This window comes from bacterium (assembly GCA_036504735.1).
Classification (GTDB): Bacteria; Electryoneota; RPQS01; order RPQS01; family RPQS01; genus DASXUQ01.
The window spans coordinates 58,257-78,718 of record DASXUQ010000008.1 but is presented as its reverse complement, the minus strand read 5'-3'; the positions used below and the strand labels follow the sequence as shown (position 1 = coordinate 78,718).

The following is a 20,462-nucleotide window of genomic DNA, read 5'->3' as shown; positions in this document are numbered from 1 at the left end:
GCTGAAATGAAAATCAAACGATCACATTCCGCCACCATAGTGCCATTGCCTGAAACGCCAGTCATTTATTATGCAGATGCACATTTGGCAGCCCTTATGTCTCTTCTTCCGGTGGCACCAGCGGTTCAATCATCGGAATCAATTTCGGCACAGAGATGGTGGCTGTGTCCCACACCTTATTCCAGTCTATGACCTCATAGCCGTGAAATACCCTGTGCCGCATGCCGATGATTTCTCCCCACGGAATCATCGGATGAAGATTGCAATATTCGCTGCTGATATGGCTTGCAGCCTCGCCAATGTTTCCTATTTGGAGAACTACCGAATCCATCTTCTCAACGTTCGAATCAAACTCGGCACGGGAGACTTGCGACGTTGATCTGACAACTCGACGAGCTGCCAAAAGCATATAAAGGAGATACGTCTCGTCACGCGGCATAAACTGTCCTCACATTGGACAAGATGCTCTTTCGCATCAAGTAGTTTTCGCTGCGAACAACACTGCTACGCGTCAAAAGATCTACGTCTCTACCAAAGATAACACGTAATTCGTCCTCCATATCTACCATATCGAACAGAGTCCAGTGAGTGTCCTCTGCAAACTCCACTATCACATCCACGTCACTGTCCGGCCTGAATTCATCCGTAAGCACCGAGCCGAAGAGCGAGAACTCTACCACCTTCCACTTCTCGCAGAAGGTCTTGATCTTCTCCTGATCTATGGCAATGCGCGGTTCCATAATTCTCGATTCTCTTCGTTTCAGCCTTTCAGTATTTCAGCGTTTCAGTATTTTGTCATTCGATGACAATCGAAGACAGGTCCACTCCCGCCGGCGGCGGCGGGAACTGCGGGTCCATCTTTTTGAGCGCGCGGGCGACAATCATCGCCACCACATAGTTGCGGTACCACTTCACGTCCGACGGCACAATCCACCAGCGCGCACCGTCCTTGTTCGTGTGCTCCAGCGCGTCCTCGTACATCCGCATGTACTCTTTCCAGAGTTTGCGCTCGGCGAGGTCGCCCGGATTGAATTTCCAGTTCTTCTTCGCATCGTGCAGCCGCGCTTCCAACCGCCGCTTCTGCTCGTCGCGTGAGATGTGCAGAAACAGCTTCACCAGCGTCACGCCGTTCTCGGAGAGCATCCGCTCGAAATCGTTGATTTGCCGGAAGCGGCGTTTCGCCAGGTCATCGTCCACCAGCCCATGCACGCGCGTCACCAGCACATCTTCATAGTGCGAACGGTTGAAAATGCCGATAAACCCGTGCGGCGGCACCGCGTTGTGAACGCGCCACAGAAAATCGTGCGCCTGTTCCAGCGACGACGGCACCTTGAAGGATGTCACGTCGCACCCCTGCGGATTGACGCTCGACATCACATGCTTGATCGTGCCGTCCTTGCCCCCGGCATCCATCCCCTGCAACACAATTAGCAGCGTCTGTTTCGCCTCGGCATACAGCCGCTCCTGCAAGTCGGCGATCTTCTCCTTCAGCTCCGCGCCCTGTTGCTCCGCCTTCTCGCGCCCTTTCGCCGTCCGTCCAAATTCGCCTGTGTCATCTGTCGCATATTCGGACAGACTGACCTTGCCGTCCAGCGGCACACGATAGGTTCGAAGTTCAGTATCCACAGAAGAACCCTTTCAGAGGTTACATCCGCAATCGTTTAAGTGCCAGCCAGCGGAGCCCAAGCAATACCATCAGGCATTGCTCCGCCGTAGGGGCACGGTCCGCAAAGCAAGATCTCGGCTTCGCCGGACATGCCGTTCCCGTTTCAGCCTTTCAGCGTTTTCCCTTCAGTCCCTGATCGCCTTCCTCGCCCACGTCACCGTAGCCAGCGCGACAAACAGCACACCCACCAGCGCTTCGAAGCTGGCGATGGCATGACTGAACCCCGGCGCGGCCCGCAAAATGCTGGAACCGACCGTGGTAAAGCGTTCGATGGAAAACAGCAGGCAGCGCGCCAGATCCACCCCACCGCCCGCTTCGGAAAACTGGTGGTCATGCAGCCCGAACGGCACCCACAACCCCATCGGCGTTTCAATCTCATAGCCCAAGTAAAAGAACAGCAGCGCGCAGAGCGCGATTACGCCAAAACTCCAGCGCACGATCCGGCCCGGCCGCTCGCCGTAACCCATCAACCGCTCGGCCAGCACCAGGCGGCAGCACAGCAACCCGAACCGGATGCGGTTGCCGCTTTTCAGGCAGCCTTTCCAGCGGTGGATCTTGTCCCAGCGCGCCCGTGTCCGCCAATATTCTTCCTGCTCATAGTAAATCGCGGCCTTGTGCACGATGCCGTTGTCGCGCAGACAAAGTTTTATTTCGCCGCAAACGTCGCGCCGTTCCCGCGCCACCAGTCCACCCAGACTCCGCTGATCGAACACCTGCCGCGTCTTTTCCCTGCGGCGGGAGAAGCGGTGCAACGCCGCCGGTTTCAAAAGATGCGGCCCGCGCCGGTAGAACGGCAGCAAGGCGGTTCCCAGCACCTTGCGCCCCAGCGAATAGCGCCAAGCGCGTCCGAAAAAAGTTCCGGTGTCCATCTGCGCGTAGCTCTGCGGAGAACGCAGCGTGCAACCCAGCAACTGGCAACTGAAAAATCCCGTGTGCTTGAGGTTCGCCCCCAGCAGCGTCGCTCCGTTCAAACGGCTGTCGCGAAACGTCGCCCGCTCCAGATCCACACCGCGCAGGTTACAATGGCTCAAATCCGAACCACGCACCATCGTTCCCGCCATGTCCGCGCCGGACACATCCGCGCTGCACAGGGTCAGGCGCACCAGCTCCGCCTTGCGCGCGTTCACTCCCGCCAGATGGGCCTGTGAAAAATCCGCATCACTGATACGGCCCAGAAACACCGCCCCTTCGGCATGCGTTCCCATCAGGCGCGCCCCGTGCAGCGGCACATCGCAGAACACAAACCCGCGCAGATCCAGCACCGGCCAGCCGAAAAGCGTCATGTGCCGCGCGGCGTCCTCATCCTGCCAGGAGCCGAAGCCCTCTTCGGGCGCGTACCACACGCAGCCGGCAATTTTCTTTGCGCCCCATTGCGGATCCTCCGCCAGAATGCGCAGCACCTCGGCTGTGCGTTCCGGAGTCCAGCGCGCCCGCCAGCGAACGATATCCGCCGCCGCAGGGGCTCCGATGTCTTTCACAAATCGCGCTCCTTATTTTCCGCGCGCGTACTGAATCTCCATCGTCTTGCGCGACTTGCCGCCCGCGCGGCCTTCCCAGATCTCGAGCTGCCTGTAGTTGCCCGATAAACTGCGCAGCACAAACTTCACCGTGCTCTTCGGACCTTTAGGCTCCGCGCGTTCCCCTTCAAAGGTCAGCACATTGCCGCTGTCATTGACCGCGCCATTCAGATTCAACAGTCCTGTGGCCACATTGTCCGCCCAACTCAGCACATACTTTTTCTTGAGGTTGTCGTAGCCCATCAGCCCGTAGGTATAGTAGGACTTTTCCGACAGCCGCGTGCTGTCCTGTTCGAGCAGAAAGCGGCCATCCAGAATCATGTGGGTTTCACTTTTGCCTACCACCTTCACCGCCTGAGTATCCTTCGCGGAAGGCCACCACATGACCGTCGTATTCCACCGCCCCGAAAGCCGCTCGAGAAAACCGTGTTCCGGCGCAATTTTCTGATGGGCCAAAGAGTCCGCCGTCTGAGCAAACACGCCGCCGGCCAGCATCACGCCGAGGGCCACAAGCAACAGTCGTTTCATCGTCATGTTCATAAAGTATGTTGGTTTCGCCGTCTCTGTTTTCTGCTTTCTTACTTCCGGAGCAGCGCGCGCACCTTGGTCACCAGCATGTCCACCGCGACGGTATTCATCCCGCCTTGGGGAATAATAATATCCGCAAACCGCTTGAACGGCTCCACGAACTGCTCGTGCATCGGCCGCACCTGCGTTTCATACTGCTCCAGCACCGCATCCAGCGTGCGCGCCCGTTCGGAAATATCCCGCCGGATACGCCGCGCCAGCCGGATGTCCGCGTCCGTGTCCACGTACACGCGAATGTCCATCAGGTCCCGCAGGCGATGGTCCTCGAACACCAGAATGCCGTCCAGCAGAATCACCGCGCGCGGTTGAATATCGCGGTACGTATTCGACCGCGTGTGCAGCGTGTAATCATATTCCGGCATCCTTACCGGCTGTCCCGCCAAAAGCCCATGCAGATGGGCAATCAGCAAATCGTTATCGAAAGCCGAAGGATGATCGAAGTTCACCGTGTGCCGGTCTTCGAAGGGCATCGAAGACAGATCGCGGTAATAGCTGTCCTGCTCCATCAGCAGCACATTGTCGCGGCCCAGCGCGCTCTCCACCGAGCGCGCCACCAGGGTCTTGCCGCTGCCGCTGCCGCCGCAGATGCCGATCAGATAGGAGCCGGCGTAGCCGTGATGTACCCGGTCTTCTTTGATGGCCGGCGGAATTCGAGTCTCATGCATAATCTATTTCAAAAAATCGGAAGAGAAAGGTCGCGGAAACAGTTCAAACAGACTCACCACTTCATACTCGCCGCGCTTGTGCGCCAGCAAGAAGGACACAAACGGCGCATAATCGGCCAGGAGCTGCCGGCACGCGCCGCAAGGCACAGGTGTCAGCGGCCCTTCCGCCACTACGGCACACGTGATAAACCGGCCCTTGTCGCCCTCGGAAAGCGCCTTCACCAGCGCCACACGCTCGGCACAGAGTGACAGCCCATAGGTGCTGGATTCCACATTGGCGCCTGTATAGACTTGCCCTGATTCCGAGAGCAGCGCCGCCCCTACCCGATACCCCGAATATGCCGCCCGCGCAAACTCCCGCGCCTTCCAAGCCGCATTGACCAAGTCAAGGTCTGTCATGAACTTCCCTGCATTGTACAGTTCGATCATGTCAATGTAACAAATAATCCACGCAAATTCAACACAAGGGCTAAGCCCTTGACCCCAACGCAGTGCGTTGGATCACGGGGCCGGCTTCGCCGCGGGGACAGCGCGGGAATACCGCGCGGTCCCAAGACATAAAGGCGGGTTCCATCCCGCCCGGATTGTCTAAGCCTGTGCGATTAGGTGGCGGCCTCCGCGCCGCCACATTCTGAATGTAGTGCCGGAAGGTCCGGCGAAGCCGAGATCTCGCCACAAGCGGGGCAAGGCGCTTGTAGCGCCCGCCTTGGCGGGCTCTTCGATCTGCCCTTCCCCTTTGAAAAAGGGGGAATCAGAAGGGGGTTCCGCTCTGGTCCCCTTCCCCTACTTTAGTGGGGGAAAGGTTAGGGTTAGGGGGAAGTTAGATGAGGGTAACGCACAAGCCGGGGGATGGGGGTCTGCTTTCACATCCACTAGGCGTCACGCTCCCGCTTGGCGCACTCTGCTAAGGAATCCGCCGTAGGGGCACGACATGTCGTGCCCGCCTTTCCTCGTTCCTCGTTCATCGTTCCTCGTTTTCGAACGCTCCCCCCAACAAAAAAGCGACCCTTCCGGCTCGCTTTCATCCTTCATCCATCCGCCTTCATCCTTCACGACTCAATTTCCACCCGTTCGCTTCTGCCGTCCCGCGCCACGATCTCCAGTTCATAACCAACGCCCGGCAGGCGGCTGCGGTCCATGAAACGGTAGTCGGAAAAGCCGGCGGGGCTGCCGTGGGCGCGCAGCACGGCGATCCGCTGGCGGCTGTCGCCTGCCACGCGGTAGATCTGGTACTGTTCGAGGTCAACTTCGCCGAAGCTTTTCCAGCGCAGCACCGTGCCGTTGCGGCCTTCAAAGGCGGTAGCATGCTGGATCTGTGCCAGGGAGGGCGGCTGGTCAGTAACGGTCAGCAGAAACGGTCCACAGTCGCCGTCATACCCGCCGACCCACAGTTGATAATCGCCTGCCGCCAGATGACTCACATTGGCGCGCTCACTCTGACCTTTGCCCGCCGCATCCCGTCCCACAATGCAGTTGCCTTCTTTGAAGAAAGCAAAACTGACGTCGAAATCTGCATACATCGGTTCGACGCTGATTCTGAGGGATTGCCCTTCCGTCACATGCAGCACATAGCCCATCGCCTTGCCGCCCGACAGCATCCGTGTGCAACCCGACAGATCCGCCACTTCCCCATCCAGACAACTGTTATCCATCGTAGCAAACGGATACTCCCGCACCTCGCGAGCGTCTCCCGCCTGCCCGGTTTCTTTTGGTTTCTCGGCTTCTTGGCTGCTTGGCTGCTGACTGAAGCTTGCCTTCGCCACGCTTTTAGCTTGTGTCACGCTGGGCTGGGCCGAGCGCCGCTCTCCGAGCAGGTGGAGTACCCACATGACGGCCAGCAGCGTCAACCCGGCGATGACGGCTCGTAACATCCGACTGCTATTCATACAATCACAACACCTTCAACACAAATATCAAACGCAATTCACCCACGCAATAGCGTAATTATACTGGTGGATTCAATATATGGTGCATTTGCCCCAGAGTCAAGCGCAAAGCCATCGAGACATTTCTTTCTGAATATGGACCTTTGCTATAGTGGATGTACTATGCCCTCCATCGCACTGCACCCTGCCGCCGCCCGTCCCGTGATCATCTGATTCCCCCCCACCCATTTCCCCCGCTTACCCCGCCACCCCCGCGCTACTTCATCGCATTCCTGCCCATTTCATAACCCACCTTCCCCACTCCTCTCGCCACCCCTAAATATTGTCATCCTGAACCCCGCCCCAATGATTTGTCATCTCGTTAGAGTCCGTGGACTCCAACGGAGTCTTCGACCTGACCGTCTTCGGGAAGGACCTCGGGTTCATCCAAGACTTGGTAGCCGCGTGATTCATCGCGCTCCCCGCACCCATTCTGCACATCTACCCCCGTGTCTTCTCCTTGCCCGCATCATTCCTTAAACATTGTCATTCTGAAGCCGTCTTCGGCTGAAGAACCTCGGGCGAATCTGCGTCAACTGCTGTCCGCAAGGCGCGATCTCCCTCAGCCAGAAGGCGCGGCCCCACCACCACATCGCATCTCCGAACCCCTTGTTTTCGAAATCACACATTCCCCTTTTCTCCATACTTTCCCGTCACTTCCAGCCCACTCTGTATAAATACGCTGCCGAATTCTGCAAACCTGCCCAGACCTGCAACTTCCTTGCATTAATGACTCATTATGATTGATAAAGATGGGGGAAATGAGTATGTTGAACAGCCGACTCAAACCTGTCGGCGTTCATGAATTGGGGAGACATCCCAAGGAGAACAAAGATGTATCACATTTCAAGTTTTAGGATAGAGGGATTCTGGGGATCAAAGATCGTTGAGTGCGATCTCAAGCCTCACATCAATATCTTTATTGGTCGGAACGGCTCAGGTAAGACGACCCTTATGAATTTGCTTTCGTCGGTGCTCCAAGTTGATTTCCGTGCTCTTGCCGATCATGATTTCACGTCGATAGAAGTTAGATTGGCTGACGGAACCCACAAGAGGAAGTTGCGCGTCGAGAAGATATTGAGCCAGCAAAAGGGGTACGATACCATAAAATACCGCGTAGGGAGCAGGCGTTTTGACTTGGAATTGTCACCTCGCAATCTGGAGGCGAGGCGATATGTCAGTCACAGTCTGAGCGCGCTAAATCAATTTCATCAGCGGTGTCTCGAGGTTAGAACCGCGATGGCTCAACTTGTGAAAGTCTCAAGCGTCACGGTCCACCGACAAGCCTTTAGGAAAGACGAAGATGACGAGGATGCAAGGTCAAGGCTTGCAGGTGCCAAACCGCCGATAGACAGACGATTAGATCAAATCACTGATAAACTAACCCGATACCAACTTCAATTGGCGGAACGCGCAAGTGTAGTATCGACGGAATTTCAACATAAGATCCTTCTGTCGGTTTTGTACATGAAAGACTTCGATCGGTTTGATGTGAAATCGGCTCAGCAGGCCGCCGTAAGTGAAGCACTTCTCACAACTGCTTATCAACAGCTCAACTACTTTGACGATTCCGTTAGGAAACGGATCAAGGAGCATGTCAAGGTTCTAAGCCGATGCATCTCGGACCTAAAGGAACTAGACAAGCAGGATAAGGTCAGCATAGACACTATAATGCCGCTGCCGTTGATAAAGAGAACGCAGCAAATCGTTGATCTTTCCTTGGACGCTCAATCCAAAAAGAACGACATTTTTAAGAATCTCAACCTGTTTTTCTCAATACTCCACGAGTTTATCGATGACAAAAAGATAGGCCTGAGTTCGGAAGGCCTTTTGAACGTCGTCCTCAAGCCACAAGGTAAGTCAGCCGAGGAACTGGCGGCTGCAGATCCCGCCACGATCGAGATTGGAGATCTCTCGTCCGGTGAGAAACAACTCATGGTATTGTTGGCTGAGACCCTGTTGCAGGAAGAAGTTCCGTTCATTTTTCTCGCCGATGAACCAGAACTTTCGTTACACATCAGGTGGCAAGAGCAGATTCTCGATGCCATTCATAGGCTGAATCCATCTGCGCAGATAATTGTGGCTACACATGCACCTGAAATCACCTCCCAGCACGGAGACGCAATCATTGACATGGAGAAGATCTTCCAAGGGAAAATGACTTCATGAGCAACCTCGAACATTCTGCGGGAGCCCTCAACAACCTAAAGAAATTCTACAAAGTCGACTCCGTCCTTTTTGTTGAGGATGACAACGATGTCAATTTCTGGCGAATCGTGCTGCACGCATGCGGCGTGGAATTGGTCTATGTCAAACCGGCTGGCGGAGTCGAGAAGCTTAAGCACTACATGAGCCACATCGTGGACAAAAATGCGGACATCATAGTCGCAGCAGATAGTGATTACGGACGTTTCACAGGTGGTGTAAAGCAACACGACAGAATACTCTACACCTATGGGTACTCAATCGAAAACTCTCTTTTCACCGCTCAAGCAATCGCTCACATAGTTAAGTTGTTCAACGCCTCGTCGGGCGTTTCGGCGAAGGAGGTAAGTGTCTGGATGTCAAGCTTGGAAGCGGAGGTTGATGATTTACTTGCTCTGGATATCGCGAACCAACAGTATGGCAGAGGGTTGGAGGTAATGGGGGACAACTGCTCCAGATTCTTGCGAAGTGATCACTCTTGCTATATCGACCGGACCAAGACAAGCCACCATATCAAGCGCACTCAGCCCGCCTTCACAAATGCGGAACTTGAACCAATTATGGAGCAAGTTCGGAACTCGGACCGTGAAAGATGGTCGATCATAAGGGGTCATTTTCTGACTAACGCGGTCATTAACTATATAAAATCAAAAATCAAACGTCCAGGCACCAAGCCGCCACCGCTTCCAAAGCATACGTTATATGTGATGACCTTCCAATATCTCGAGAAGTGGAAGGTGTCGCCACTTGAGCAGCAGTTCTATCAATCCGCCGCCACTAGACTCATGTCTAGCGTCGCTTGAGGTCATGATACCATTGGCGCGCACGGATATGCGTTGTCTTCAACTATGGATTCCTTTACTTGTCCTACCCCCTTCCACCGAAGGGGGTTTTGCATTCCCCGCTGCGATATATCCTTCACACCCCACCCATACCCGACCCCCTTGTCCCCTTTAAACCCCCGAGGCCTGCCCCTCCGTTTTCCTATTTCCAATTTCTAATTTCCTATTTTTCCGTTCCCCTGCCCCCTTGCTTTTCGGAACATCTGTTCATATATTATGTCCCCCCAATCCTTCGCGGCGGCCTTAAGCTTCGCGGCGGCAGGGCTCTTGTTTTTCCCCCTTTCTCCACTTTAGTGGGGAAAGGGCTGGGGATAGGGGTCTTGCCCCGCTGGGCAAGACCGTGGCCATGGATCAGCACGCCGGCGTGCTGGCTAGTAGATGGGGGGCAGAAGAGCCGCGCACCCTCCTGCCTTAGCCGGGCATGCGAACCCCCAGACGCATGCCACGGCGAAGCATAGGCCCGCCGCACGCCCTTCTCTTCTGCTCCCCCTTTCCCTATTTTATGGGGAAAGGGGGCGGGGGGATGGGGGTCTGCTGGCAAAACCAAAGGGGCCGGGGGATAGAGGTCTGCAAAGCAACAAAGAGAAAGAAACCCGAGAATCGCCGTGTTTTCGCCCCTTTTTCAGCCTTTCAGCGTTTCAGAATTTCAGCGTTTTCTTCAAGTTAAGCAGTTCGTTTGGTACAAAATAATTTTCCTGTTAAGCAGTCCCTTTCGCACCTCCCCACAAGCACAAAAAAACAACGCCCGCGAAGCTAACCTCGCGGGCGTGTTTAGTCCGGGATGTCGGGCGGATTATCTGCTGCCCGGCAGACGGAAATCGAGTCCGGCCATCACCACCACACCCGAGGTGCGGCGCTTCAGACCGTTCTGGGTGCCACTCTTGAACTTGTTGGCCAAGCCAAGGTTGTACCGGCCATCAAAACTCAACGCGCCCGCCGGCGTGGGAATCTGGAAGCCCGCACCGCCGCTCACGCCGTAGTTCAATTTATTCCAGTCCTGCAACGTGCCGCTGGCATTCGCTCCGCCAGGCGCATTGGTGGTGGTAAACTTGCTGCTGATGTCATAGCCGACAAAACCGCCCCCCATAATAAACGGCGCGGGAGCATGCGTCGTCCAGCGGAACAGCAGGTTCGGCGCAAAGCGCAGTTCGTCCACCTTGTCCTTCTGAATGGCCCCGTTGGCCATCTGGAAACGGCCGCCCGTGCGGATGTACATGAAGTCATGCTTCAACGACAGCGTGGACCAGTAAGTCTCCGGATGCCAGAGGGCATGTTCGAAGGTCAGCGCCGCTGTGCCATTGGTCTGGTTCTTCATGCTGATTCCACTCGAGGAACCGGTGTCCCGGTAACGTGCGAAATCCGCTCCGCCGCGAATACCGATCGTGGGAAGCACTACATACGACTGCGCCCAGACCGAGCCCGCCGTCAGCGTACAGAGCAGAAGGGCAATCATCCATGAGCGTTTCATAACCTATCCTTTCCACTACAGACTTGTTTGAATACGCGTCTGAGTTCTCTTTAATAGTTCCATGTGCCCTGAAAAAACATCCGGCGATAGCCAGATGTCGGGGAGGTACTTTCGTATCTTCTATTGTATCTGAAAAACTCCCCGCGCTCAGAGGAGGTTCCCTTTTGAACAGAGGACCATGCTCTAAAAGGATCTCTCTGTTCCGTACCGCTCGCGGCTCAGGAGGAACGGACGTGCCAGAGCGCAGCAAGCTGCGCAACTACCCCTTTTTGACCGGGTCGTAGTTGCACAGCTTGCTGTGCTGAAACACGGGGCGGTGATTCTTACCTGATCAACAACAGCCGCGTCACCTGCGACAATTCTTTTCCCGCCTGCAATCTCAAAAAGTAAAGTCCCGTAGGCAGATTCGTGCCGTCAAAGACAAAGTCATGCCGGCCATTATCCATCGGTCCATCCATCAGCGTGGTCACCAGTCGACCCGTCAAGTCATACACGACCAGCCGCACATGCTCTTTCTGCTGAAGAGCAAAGCTGATCCGCGATGAGGAGTTGAACGGGTTGGGAAAAGCCTGCAGCGGTTGAGTCGCCGCCACTGTCACCGGCGTGTCGCCGTCGGGCATGGTCGCGCTAAAGCACCATTCGCTGCGCAGGAAGCTCACCTGCTGATTTCCCGGCAGCACCGTATATAATGGCGAATCCCAATATCCCGTGGCCTGAGAGGGCTCTGGTGCGTTCCACACGCGAAGATAGATCCGGTGCCGTGGAACCGTCGCGCCGGCAAATCCCGGGGACAACAAAAAGCTTCCCGGCATGGTCAGCAGCGCGCCGCCATTCACGGCAAAGTTGAACCCGCTCTCCGGCGCGCGGCGCGTATCCTCGCTGCCCGTCAACAAGGCATCGCCCTTTCCCGCATTCCCCGCCAGATCCGGCACGTTGATGCCGTCACCGGCCATGTCCACCAGAATTTGACCCAGACAGCCATCCGCCAGGGGAGTCTCCGCAGCGGCACTCACCGTCAACGGACCCTGCGGGTCGAAATGCCCCACGTCGAGGCGGTAGCCATCGGCGCGTGCGGTCAGGTGGCCAAGCAGCAACATCAGCGTAACAAGGGCAACGGAATGTTTCATCGTGTCTACCGGAAAAATAAAAAAACGGAGTGGATGTTGCCATCCACTCCGTAAGATTCCGGTGACCTGTCCGCCGTCTATTTTGTAGACTTGGCGAGCTGTGGCCGGGGTATGGAGGGTCCGAACTTCCAGTCCACGTCAATCGGGTGGGGAACGGCGAGGGTGATCATCGCGCCGCCGCGATCTTCACCCGCATCATATTCCTTCGAGTCCTGGTAATACGGAGCGGTGGCATAATCATTCCCTTCCCATACCCGCAAGTAGTATGCCCTGCTGGGAAGGAACGGAATGAAATACCGCTTCGAGAAGAACAGACCCGTCGCTTCGTTCATCTTCGGCGGATCGTCCAGACCGTCCAGACAAATCAAGTTGAAGTTGCCATAGGCCAGCGAATCGTCGCCGCCCGGCATGCCATCCGTCTGCGGCGGATCCTGCCTGCCGTTGCCGCCATCTACAATCACCTGAATAACATGCCCATGCTGATGGGGCTTGCCGCTGTGATCGAGCACCGGCGTCTTAAAGGAGTTCATCGACGCCAGAATGCTGAACGGATTGATCTGCGGCACGTACGGCGGAGGATTTGCCACGGAATCAAACAGCACAGGGCGGTTGGTGTCGATTTTCGCCTTTTCCAGCGCCAGTTTCGGCGCGCCCGCGGCAAAGACGGGCAGAGCCAGCAGTGCAAGCAGCACGATGGCCGCAACCCATTGCACAGTCGTTGAGTTTCTAACCTTCACACGTGTCTCCTGAAGTCTATTGCTTCGTCCCGTCCTGATCCGGCGGAACGGACGGAGCCGGAGTGACCGGCTTGGCCGGAATGGCACTGGATGTCTGTGTTGCAGTCGCCGGCTTGGACGGCGGTGTAAGTGGCGGCGTTGGCGCCGGAGCCATAGCCGGTTTGGCCGGCACGGGAGCCGGACCGGTAGTCTTCTCTTTGACCTGCACCAAAAGCCGCGCGATGCTGGTGTCTTCGGGCGCGCCCGTTTCCAGGGACACGGTGCGCGAAGTCGCATCCGCGCTGTCGCGCATGGCCAGATTCCATTCCACGTAGTTGCCGGTGTTGCCGCGGGGCGGCAGACCGACAATCACCGCATGGCTGCGCCGCTGCGACTGATCGATCCGGATATTCGAGGCCACCACCAGATTGATTTCCGGCATGACCCGCGTCAACGAATCCGCTTCCTGCAGCGTGAAGTCGCCCACCACCGTCAGGTGGTCGCACTGTCCCGCCACGTCACGCACAAGGCTGTGCATCTCGAAGGGCGAGTGGAAAGAGACCGGCGAGGTGGAATCCTTGGCAGCCTTCCATGCGCTCTGCGAGAGGAAGCCGATGACACCCAGCCGCACACCGTTCTGTTCGCGGATGACATACTGGCCGTTATCGCTACGATGCTGCGGCTGCGCCGTCTGGAAGACCGGCCGGTCCGGTTTCGGATAGGTCAGCACATTCCCTTTGTAGAGCAGATTCGCCGCCAGCACGGGCAAACCGCCGCGGGCTTCGGCTTTCCAGAAATCCAGACCATACGCCATTTCGCTGGAGCCCAGCGCCACGGCGTCATAATGCAGTTGTTTGAAGAACTCGATAAAGGCCCGGGCCTTCACGGTATCGTTGACGCCCAAGGCGCCGTACGGCAGAGTCGCCACGCCGCAAAAGCGCCCGGCGTCCACCGTCAGGTTGGCCGCCGTGTCCACACGCTGTTGTTCCAGATAGCCGGCCCTCCGGGCCAGCCCGCCTTTTTTCGCGTGTCAACCGCAGGGTTCCAGTTCGCCTTCGAAGTTGCTGGAAAAATGAATGCGCGCCGGCACACTGGCCGGGCCGGTCCGGCGGGCGAGAGCAACGCTAAACAGCGAGCTGCTGCCCAGGGCGATAACGGCTGCTATCATCAACAGCCAGCGTGGTCGCATGGGAAATCCTGAATGAATGAGGTTCATAAAATGATCCGCCTGATCAGCCCTTGGAGGCCGCAGATGTCGGGGGAGCGGTACTCGGCCCGGTGCCGGGGGTAACGCTATTGGCGGGCGGTGTCTGTGGAGTCGCAGTGGATTTGCCGGTGAAGGCCGCCAGTTTGTCCGCCCACGATCCCTTCTCGTCGTAGGTGTCAATTAACGGGTCCTGATAGGATGTGAAGGCAAGGCTGTCATGCCGGGCGGGATTAAACTCCAACATGGCCCAATGCCCGTTATAGCCTGAACTGCCCGTTCCGAGAACATGCGTCTTGCCGGAAAGCGCCGGGGTCTCGCCAGATCGAACCGACCCGACAGAAATCACCATCGTGATCTGCGGGAATGCCTTGACCAGCGTGTCAATCTGACCCGAACTCAATTCGCCCAGCACCACCACCGCGTCTGTCTTCTTCAGCAAAGACGGCAGATACTTCCTGGCCGCGTCCATGTAGGGCGTGACCGCCAGACGTGTACTGTCCAGTGCGTGGATCCCTTGGGGAAATCCGCCTCCGCCAGCAAGCCGATCAGGCCCACGCGGAAATGACCATACTCTTTGATGACCGTGGGGTTCGTGAGCGGCCGTTTGGTCTTCACGTTCACCAGGTTCGCCGACACAAATCGCGTCCCTTTCGCGCCCTCCGTCGCCCGAATCAGCGAGTCCAGAGCGTCATAGCCCATCCAGACCTCCTGCTTGCCGATGTTCAGCACATCGTAGTGGAGATCCTTATAGCTGGTCACCATGAACTGGCACTTGCTCGTACAACCGCCGGTCCCCGCGCGATCCACATAGTCTCCGGCGTCCACCGTCAGCCACGAGGCGTCGGGATTCTTCTGCCGGTTGATAAAAGCAGCCCACCGGGCCACGCCGCCCTTGGAAACATGGCAACCACACGGTGAGACATTGCCCCGGATGTTGCCGCTGTACATGACTTGCAGCTTGCCCTGTGCTTCACTCCGGCTGCTGCATGACGCAAGAAAAGCGGCGGCGATCAACAACAGCGCCGCCGCTCCCAGCATTGTCCAACACTTTCGCATGACGATCCCTTTCATTGAATTCCTGATCCGATTCTGTGCAAGACCTCTCCCGGCGAACCGGGAGAGGTGTTGTAGTCGAATGATGGCCGGCAACAGGCAGTCGCCGGCAGGATTCAATGGGAATCGCCAGTCAGCGATCAGCCCGCGTTGGGCTTCGTAGATACGCCTGTCGGTGCCGCCGGCTTCGGCTGGGTCGGCAACGTGTTCAGTGCGGGGTTCGGCGTCTTCAGCGGCTGCGCCGGCGCAGCCGGCATGGCGCTGAAAGCGGCGATCTTGTCCGCCCACAGGCCCTTTTCTTCGTACGTTTCCGTCAACTGATCCTGATACTGGGTAAAGCCCACGCTGTCCGAGCGGGAGGGATTAAACTCCAGCATGGCATAATGGCCGCTGTAGCCCGAGCTGCCTGTTCCGAGGACATGGGTCTTGCCCACGACGTACGGCGCCTCGCCGGTCTTGACCGCACCGGTGGAAATCACCACGTCGATGTCCGGATAGGCCTTCACCAGCGTGTCGATCTGACCTGAGGTCAGTTCACCCAGCACCACCACCGCGTCCGTCTTCTTGAGCAGAGACGGCAGATACTTTTTGGCCGCGTCCATGTAGGGCGTGACCGCCAGATGCGTGCTGTCCAGCAGCGTGGATCCCTTGGGGAAATCCGCCTCCGCCAGCAAGCCGATCAGGCCCACGCGGAAATGACCGTAATCCTTGACCACCGTGGGGTTCGTGAGCGGCCGTTTGGTCTTCACGTTCACCAGGTTTGCCGATACGAACTGCGTGCCCTTGGCGGCCTTGGTCGCCCGAATCAGCGAGTCCAGCGCGTCATAGCCCATCCAGACCTCCTGCTTGCCGATGTTCAGCACATCGTAATGGAGATCCTTATAGCTGGTCACCATGAACTGGCACTTGTTCGTGCATCCGCCATTCCCACCGCGATCCACATAGTCTCCGGCGTCCACCGTCAGCCATGAGGCGTCGGGATTCTTCTGCCGGTTGATAAAAGCAGCCCACCGGGCCACTCCACCTTTTTTGTCGTGTCAACCGCAGGGGACGACGTTTCCCCGAATGTTGCCGCTGTACATGATCTGCAGCTTGCCCTGCGCTTTGGCCCGCTCGCAGCCGTTGGTGATGAACATGCCGGTCATCGCCACCACCACAGCCAGCACTGCAATTAATCGTTTCTGCATTGCCTTTCCACGCCTTGTGTGTGTATTCTAATGTCGAATAAAGACTCAGTCTTTATACGGAAGAAAAGGTACCAAGTTTCCCTCAAAATTGCAAGGCCTGACCTTGTCTTGACACTTCGGAAATTGTGCGCTGACAAGATCATCCGTCAAACCGGATCCATAGTATCCGATTCATAATTCGGCCTTCCACTCGCGAATTCCGCTTCAGTCCCACCCGTTTCTGACGATTCCTCGCCGCGTCTGAAGAAAAAGGCGCACCGGATGATGCGCCTCGCAGACGTCTCATATGCTGTTAAGGCCACAAACGCGAACTATTCGTGCTCGTCCCGAACCACGCACTGGGGTCCGGTTCCGCAGGTCCAGTCGCTCTGCTGCATCCAGATTTCCTGGGCGCCTGTGGTAATCGTAAAGGCACGGCTGGTCCACAACACGGTGACACCATCCGGCTGATAAATTCGCAGATAATAGCGTGAAGGATCCGGTGTAACACCGCTGCTGGCAAAGTTCGGGTTGTCCGTGACAAAGTAACCCGCGCCGTAACCTCCAGCCGTTCCATTCATTTGGAACTGATTGTAATTCACCGATCCGGGAGGGCCATCAATACAATCGGGGGGATCAATGCAGACCTGCGGTTGCGGGTCTACCAGATCGGGACCGTTGTTGTTGGAATCCCAGAAAATCTTGACAATTCGTCCGTCGGGGATCGGAGTGGTCCCTTGCGGCGGACACGCGGTCGTCAGCGCGGCATTTCCGCCGTCCGAAATGTAGATCCACGTGGCGGAGAAAGGTTGTGCGGACGCAGTGACCGTCAGCAGTAAAAGCAGTGTGGCTATGCCAGCAAACCAGCGAACCATTATCATCTTCCTCTTCCTGTGTTTTAACCACACAGAACGCTGCAACGTTTGTGCCAACCGGGACGGGATCCGCGCCGGGGCACTTGTCATCATATCCCATTACTAAACTAAAAATGAAAAACGAAAAATGCGAATTCCTGATCCAACACCTTTTCGTTTTTCACTTTTTGAATTCCATTTCCGGAGTGCCCTTACGCAGAGCGGGGTCTGGAGGCCAGACCCCGCTCTGAAAGGGACAAACCAATCCGCTTACTTCACCAGAAGCATCTTCTTCGTGGCGCTGTAAACATTGCCGACCTTCACGGTGTAGAAATACAGGCCGCTGGTCAGGTTGGTGGCGTCGAAGTTGACGACATTGACACCCGCCTGGCGGTTGCCATTGACGATCGTCGACACTTCCTGGCCGTTGGCATTGTAGATCTTCAGGCTGACGAAGTTGTTCTCGACCAGGTCAAACCGAATCGAGGTCGTCGGGTTGAAGGGGTTCGGGAAGTTCTGGTGCAGAGCGTACTCGGTCACCAGCGCGTGGTTCTGATCCGGCGTCACAGCCTGGGTGGCTTCGAGGTTGGTCGAACCGTCAACGCTCACGGACACCAGTTCGTAGGTGTAGGTGGTGCCATTGGCAGCGCTGTTGTCGGTGTAGCTGTAGCTATGCTCGGTGGAGCCATTGTTGGCATCCAGGCGGGCGACCACGTTGCCATTGCGGCGAACTTCGTAACGGGCCATGTTGGTTTCGGAAGCCGTCTTGAAGCTGACGCTGACCGAATTGTCACGCGGGAGAATCTGCACGTCGGTGACACGGGCGGCCAAGATGTAATCAAAATGCAGCTCAACGCAGCCTTCGGTGCCGTTGGGGCCGAGGACGATCTGCTGGCAATAGCTCATCGTGGCGGCATTCCAAACCCACGGGCCGGCCATGCTGCCGTCAAACGTGTAGCCAGCGGCCTGATGCGGGTCGCACTGGCAGTTCGAGCTGGCGACAACTTCCGGCAGGCGGCCAAACAGCGTCGGGCCAACACACACGGTCACGGTCGGATAGGCGTGGCACAGGGTGATGCAGGCAGCCTGATCCTGAACATTACCGGACACCGGGGCGAACGTCACGGCGCGGGTGTCGGGGATCGGGGTGCAGGTCGGGGGAGGAGGAGGGGTGCAGGTCCAGGGGCCGCAATAGACGTCCTGCGGACCAACCGCAAGCGTGAACACCGGGCTCATCCAAACCAAGCCGTTGGCAGCCGTGAGCTTGATGTAGTAACGGGACGGCGAAGGGGTGATGCCCGAACTGGTGAAGCACGGCTCGCTCAGGAACTGGCCGGGCTCAAGACCCACTTCAGCGCTGTTGATAACGAACGTATTGAAGTTAACCGTACCGGCGGGGCCATCGGCGCAGTCGGGCGGATTGGAGCAAACAGTAGCCGGCTGATCAGCAGCGTCCGGGCCGTTGCTGTTAGCGTCGTAATAGATGACCATGGGGGTACCGTCGGGAAGCGCGCCGCCGGTGCCGTCACAATTGGCGGTGAGCTGACTTCCGTCGTAGTAAAAACAAGCGACGAAGTTCTGCGCGAAGCTGAGCGACGTCAGCGCGAGCAGGGCTGCCGCAAAAACTAACAATTTGACCTTCATGAACCTTCTCCTTACTTTTTAAGCGCCAGTCTAATCCGTGACCAATTCGTATTCATCGAAGTCGATTAATTGCCTGCCTTGACGGTATTCTTGGCGACCGGAGCAACCTTATGGGTGCTGATCTTCATGGTCGAAATGGTGTTGCCGTCGGGCATCGTGAGGGGAACGCCAGAAGCGTTGTAGGTGTAGTTCCACGTATGGCCCGAATGCTTATTCTGGATCCAATAAGCAACGCCCGGGGAAACTACGGTCAAGCCGCCAGACCAGAGGTTGGTGCTGGTATTATACGTAAACGCCGCGCCGCCGACCTGAGCCAGAACCTTGTCCGACGTCAAGCTGGTACCACCCGTGAAGCCCTGAGCCAGAAGGTTCAGACGCTCACGCGGGACATCGCGGGGATCACGCCAGGAATAGGGCGTGGGGATAAGCGGTTGCGTAGTCGGGGCGGTAATCGTCACGGTGGGGATGCCAATACCCGTGGTGTCGGCTTCGCCTGCCAGCACGAGGTTACGGACCGCACCGGAATTGTTGCGATACCAGTAGGCGCGTCCCGGTTCCATATCGGCCGGGTTCGTCTCCAACTGGCCCGCCCACGTGCAGCTCGACGCGCTGTTACGATAGGCAAACCGGCCTACGTCCTGACGCACGATACGGTCGGCAGTCAAAGACGTACCGCAGTTGGTCTGCGTACCCACGATGCTCGACGGCTTACGAGACTCGGTACCGTAGGTCGGAACGTTGCCCGTGGGCACGGTCCAGAACTTGAACGGCAGACCGAACGCCGTATACACCGCAGACGTGCCGCCGTTGCACTGAATCTTCACGTAGCCAACTTTGTTGGAGGGTCCAGACTCCAACGCGAAGGCAAACGAGCTTACGACGAGCAAGCTGACCAACACAAACATGACTTTCTTCATCATCTTTCTCCTTAGACACAGAGATTTCTGGAGAGAATCCCTTTGACCTAACTCCTCTAACACTACGAACACAGCGTTTCTATACCTGGCCTCATGGCCCTTCCAACTTAGTCACTTTCTTCAACTTGGACCTTTTCCACCACTCTACCCGCCAACTCAAGTGCATTAAGTATAGTTTTGATTAAGGACATTTTTTTCGGGTCACAACTGACCCGACCTCGTGGCACAGTCACGGCTGCACCCTCTTGTCCCTGCCCCCCGTTTTTTGTGGAATCGAGGGGTCAAAACTGTTGGCAAGATATTGATTTCTAAGACCCACTGGCAACAGTCAAGGGGAATCCGTCCCCTTTACCGAGTAGCCAGTTTAGAATAGCTAAATTTTCTCCGGTTGTCAAGAGTTTTCGGACACGCCGTAGAAATTTTCCCACGCCTATCCTAAAACGGCAAGTCCTCATCCTCAGCAGATCGTTCTGTACTGTCAGCAGGGGTCGGCATCGGTGCGGAAGTAGTAGTAGTCCCCGAACTTTCTGCACCTTCCTGACGCGCACCTAACATCACAAAGCGGTTGCCGATGATCTCGGTGCGGTATCTCTGGCCCCCTCCTTGTGGATCATCCCAGCTTCGGGTCTGGAGGCGACCCTCGACGTAGATGAGGCGACCCTTCTTGAGGAACTCTCCGGCCCGCTCGGCCTCCTTGCCCCAGAGAATGATATTGTGCCATTCCGTCTGGGACTGCCACTTGCCTTCGTTGTCTTTGCGGTTCTCATCGGTGGCCAGTGAGAACGTGGCCATAGCCATTCCCGAAGGCGTGTACTTGATCTCCGGGTCTTTCCCGAGTCTCCCCACTAATATAACGCGGTTGACGGTGCCTGACAAGTTAATTCTCCTTCATAATCAATAAG

At 56.8% G+C, this 20,462-nt stretch carries 23 protein-coding genes; 2 read left to right on the top strand and 21 right to left on the bottom strand.

All coding sequences use genetic code 11. The features are described from left to right. Positions 1-94 precede the first annotated feature (94 nt). The 8 genes from VGL38_06410 to VGL38_06375 all read right to left on the bottom strand — a co-directional run bounded on the left by VGL38_06410 (position 95) and on the right by VGL38_06375 (position 6,307). Positions 95-439, bottom strand: coding sequence for a HepT-like ribonuclease domain-containing protein (locus VGL38_06410; GenBank protein HEY3295050.1), 345 nt, complete (start codon positions 437-439; stop codon positions 95-97). Beyond that, positions 429-740, bottom strand: a complete 312-nt coding sequence (locus VGL38_06405) for a nucleotidyltransferase domain-containing protein (protein HEY3295049.1) — start codon at positions 738-740, stop codon at positions 429-431. Before VGL38_06405 ends, VGL38_06410 begins: the two co-directional genes overlap by 11 nt. A gap of 55 nt (positions 741-795) precedes the next feature. Further along, positions 796-1,626 (bottom strand): polyphosphate kinase 2 family protein, encoded by an 831-nt coding sequence (locus tag VGL38_06400; GenBank protein ID HEY3295048.1) that lies wholly within the window; start codon positions 1,624-1,626, stop codon positions 796-798. Between the two features lie 165 nt (positions 1,627-1,791). After that, the gene (locus VGL38_06395) at positions 1,792-3,144 is read right to left on the bottom strand and encodes a pentapeptide repeat-containing protein (GenBank protein ID HEY3295047.1); all 1,353 of its coding nucleotides are present in this window, start codon (positions 3,142-3,144) and stop codon (positions 1,792-1,794) included. Positions 3,145-3,156: 12 nt separating this feature from the next. Then, positions 3,157-3,711 (bottom strand): DUF1579 family protein, encoded by a 555-nt coding sequence (locus tag VGL38_06390; GenBank protein ID HEY3295046.1) that lies wholly within the window; start codon positions 3,709-3,711, stop codon positions 3,157-3,159. Positions 3,712-3,761: 50 nt separating this feature from the next. Further along, a complete protein-coding gene (gene udk / locus VGL38_06385) occupies positions 3,762-4,436 on the bottom strand; it encodes a uridine kinase (protein HEY3295045.1) in 675 nt (224 codons plus the stop codon). 3 nt (positions 4,437-4,439) lie between these two features. After that, positions 4,440-4,835 carry a cytidine deaminase gene (locus VGL38_06380; protein HEY3295044.1) on the bottom strand — a complete coding sequence of 132 codons (396 nt, stop codon included), beginning with the start codon at positions 4,833-4,835 and terminating at the stop codon, positions 4,440-4,442. Between the two features lie 650 nt (positions 4,836-5,485). Continuing rightward, positions 5,486-6,307: a hypothetical protein gene (locus VGL38_06375; GenBank protein ID HEY3295043.1), complete on the bottom strand. Its 822-nt coding sequence runs from the start codon at positions 6,305-6,307 to the stop codon at positions 5,486-5,488. Between the two features lie 888 nt (positions 6,308-7,195). On the opposite strand from VGL38_06375, the gene VGL38_06370 reads away from it, so the two are divergent. Next, on the top strand, positions 7,196-8,530 hold the full coding sequence (locus tag VGL38_06370) for an AAA family ATPase (GenBank protein ID HEY3295042.1): 1,335 nt from the start codon (positions 7,196-7,198) through the stop codon (positions 8,528-8,530). Then, entirely contained in the window at positions 8,527-9,369 is an 843-nt protein-coding gene (locus VGL38_06365) for a DUF4435 domain-containing protein (GenBank protein ID HEY3295041.1), read from the top strand. The genes VGL38_06370 and VGL38_06365 overlap by 4 nt, the downstream gene beginning before the upstream one ends. Positions 9,370-10,201: 832 nt before the next feature. Here the strand turns inward: VGL38_06365 and VGL38_06360 are convergent. From VGL38_06360 to VGL38_06300, 13 genes are all read right to left on the bottom strand, one after another. Continuing rightward, positions 10,202-10,876, bottom strand: coding sequence for an outer membrane beta-barrel protein (locus VGL38_06360; protein HEY3295040.1), 675 nt, complete (start codon positions 10,874-10,876; stop codon positions 10,202-10,204). 323 nt (positions 10,877-11,199) lie between these two features. Beyond that, positions 11,200-12,003, bottom strand: coding sequence for a T9SS type A sorting domain-containing protein (locus VGL38_06355; protein ID HEY3295039.1), 804 nt, complete (start codon positions 12,001-12,003; stop codon positions 11,200-11,202). A gap of 77 nt (positions 12,004-12,080) precedes the next feature. After that, positions 12,081-12,740: a hypothetical protein gene (locus tag VGL38_06350; protein HEY3295038.1), complete on the bottom strand. Its 660-nt coding sequence runs from the start codon at positions 12,738-12,740 to the stop codon at positions 12,081-12,083. Between the two features lie 16 nt (positions 12,741-12,756). Continuing rightward, complete coding sequence (locus VGL38_06345; protein HEY3295037.1) at positions 12,757-13,695, bottom strand: hypothetical protein; 939 nt, start codon at positions 13,693-13,695, stop codon at positions 12,757-12,759. 54 nt (positions 13,696-13,749) lie between these two features. After that, complete coding sequence (locus tag VGL38_06340) at positions 13,750-13,908, bottom strand: hypothetical protein (protein ID HEY3295036.1); 159 nt, start codon at positions 13,906-13,908, stop codon at positions 13,750-13,752. A 43-nt stretch (positions 13,909-13,951) separates the two neighbouring features. Further along, on the bottom strand, positions 13,952-14,365 hold the full coding sequence (locus VGL38_06335; protein HEY3295035.1) for a hypothetical protein: 414 nt from the start codon (positions 14,363-14,365) through the stop codon (positions 13,952-13,954). Further along, positions 14,359-14,982 carry a hypothetical protein gene (locus VGL38_06330; GenBank protein ID HEY3295034.1) on the bottom strand — a complete coding sequence of 208 codons (624 nt, stop codon included), beginning with the start codon at positions 14,980-14,982 and terminating at the stop codon, positions 14,359-14,361. Before VGL38_06330 ends, VGL38_06335 begins: the two co-directional genes overlap by 7 nt. Before the next feature lie 137 nt (positions 14,983-15,119). Continuing rightward, complete coding sequence (locus tag VGL38_06325; protein HEY3295033.1) at positions 15,120-15,998, bottom strand: hypothetical protein; 879 nt, start codon at positions 15,996-15,998, stop codon at positions 15,120-15,122. 18 nt (positions 15,999-16,016) lie between these two features. Next, the gene (locus VGL38_06320; GenBank protein ID HEY3295032.1) at positions 16,017-16,166 is read right to left on the bottom strand and encodes a hypothetical protein; all 150 of its coding nucleotides are present in this window, start codon (positions 16,164-16,166) and stop codon (positions 16,017-16,019) included. Positions 16,167-16,477: 311 nt separating this feature from the next. Beyond that, positions 16,478-17,020: a hypothetical protein gene (locus VGL38_06315; GenBank protein ID HEY3295031.1), complete on the bottom strand. Its 543-nt coding sequence runs from the start codon at positions 17,018-17,020 to the stop codon at positions 16,478-16,480. A gap of 249 nt (positions 17,021-17,269) precedes the next feature. Continuing rightward, positions 17,270-18,643, bottom strand: a complete 1,374-nt coding sequence (locus VGL38_06310) for a T9SS type A sorting domain-containing protein (protein ID HEY3295030.1) — start codon at positions 18,641-18,643, stop codon at positions 17,270-17,272. Positions 18,644-18,708: 65 nt separating this feature from the next. Beyond that, positions 18,709-19,563, bottom strand: coding sequence for a hypothetical protein (locus VGL38_06305; GenBank protein HEY3295029.1), 855 nt, complete (start codon positions 19,561-19,563; stop codon positions 18,709-18,711). Between the two features lie 432 nt (positions 19,564-19,995). Continuing rightward, a complete protein-coding gene (locus VGL38_06300; protein ID HEY3295028.1) occupies positions 19,996-20,436 on the bottom strand; it encodes a single-stranded DNA-binding protein in 441 nt (146 codons plus the stop codon). Positions 20,437-20,462 lie beyond the last annotated feature (26 nt).

Coding starts and splice junctions, on each gene's coding strand:
- VGL38_06360 (HEY3295040.1), bottom strand. CDS start 10,876: ATGAAACGCTCATGGATGATTGCCCTTCTGCTCTGTACGCTGACGGCG.
- VGL38_06320 (HEY3295032.1), bottom strand. CDS start 16,166: ATGCAGAAACGATTAATTGCAGTGCTGGCTGTGGTGGTGGCGATGACC.
- VGL38_06315 (HEY3295031.1), bottom strand. CDS start 17,020: ATGGTTCGCTGGTTTGCTGGCATAGCCACACTGCTTTTACTGCTGACG.
- VGL38_06330 (HEY3295034.1), bottom strand. CDS start 14,982: ATGCGAAAGTGTTGGACAATGCTGGGAGCGGCGGCGCTGTTGTTGATC.
- VGL38_06380 (HEY3295044.1), bottom strand. CDS start 4,835: ATGACAGACCTTGACTTGGTCAATGCGGCTTGGAAGGCGCGGGAGTTT.
- VGL38_06410 (HEY3295050.1), bottom strand. CDS start 439: ATGCCGCGTGACGAGACGTATCTCCTTTATATGCTTTTGGCAGCTCGT.
- udk (HEY3295045.1), bottom strand. CDS start 4,436: ATGCATGAGACTCGAATTCCGCCGGCCATCAAAGAAGACCGGGTACAT.
- VGL38_06390 (HEY3295046.1), bottom strand. CDS start 3,711: ATGAAACGACTGTTGCTTGTGGCCCTCGGCGTGATGCTGGCCGGCGGC.
- VGL38_06375 (HEY3295043.1), bottom strand. CDS start 6,307: ATGTTACGAGCCGTCATCGCCGGGTTGACGCTGCTGGCCGTCATGTGG.
- VGL38_06305 (HEY3295029.1), bottom strand. CDS start 19,563: ATGATGAAGAAAGTCATGTTTGTGTTGGTCAGCTTGCTCGTCGTAAGC.
- VGL38_06405 (HEY3295049.1), bottom strand. CDS start 740: ATGGAACCGCGCATTGCCATAGATCAGGAGAAGATCAAGACCTTCTGC.
- VGL38_06340 (HEY3295036.1), bottom strand. CDS start 13,908: ATGCGACCACGCTGGCTGTTGATGATAGCAGCCGTTATCGCCCTGGGC.
- VGL38_06370 (HEY3295042.1), top strand. CDS start 7,196: ATGTATCACATTTCAAGTTTTAGGATAGAGGGATTCTGGGGATCAAAG.
- VGL38_06355 (HEY3295039.1), bottom strand. CDS start 12,003: ATGAAACATTCCGTTGCCCTTGTTACGCTGATGTTGCTGCTTGGCCAC.
- VGL38_06365 (HEY3295041.1), top strand. CDS start 8,527: ATGAGCAACCTCGAACATTCTGCGGGAGCCCTCAACAACCTAAAGAAA.
- VGL38_06310 (HEY3295030.1), bottom strand. CDS start 18,643: ATGAAGGTCAAATTGTTAGTTTTTGCGGCAGCCCTGCTCGCGCTGACG.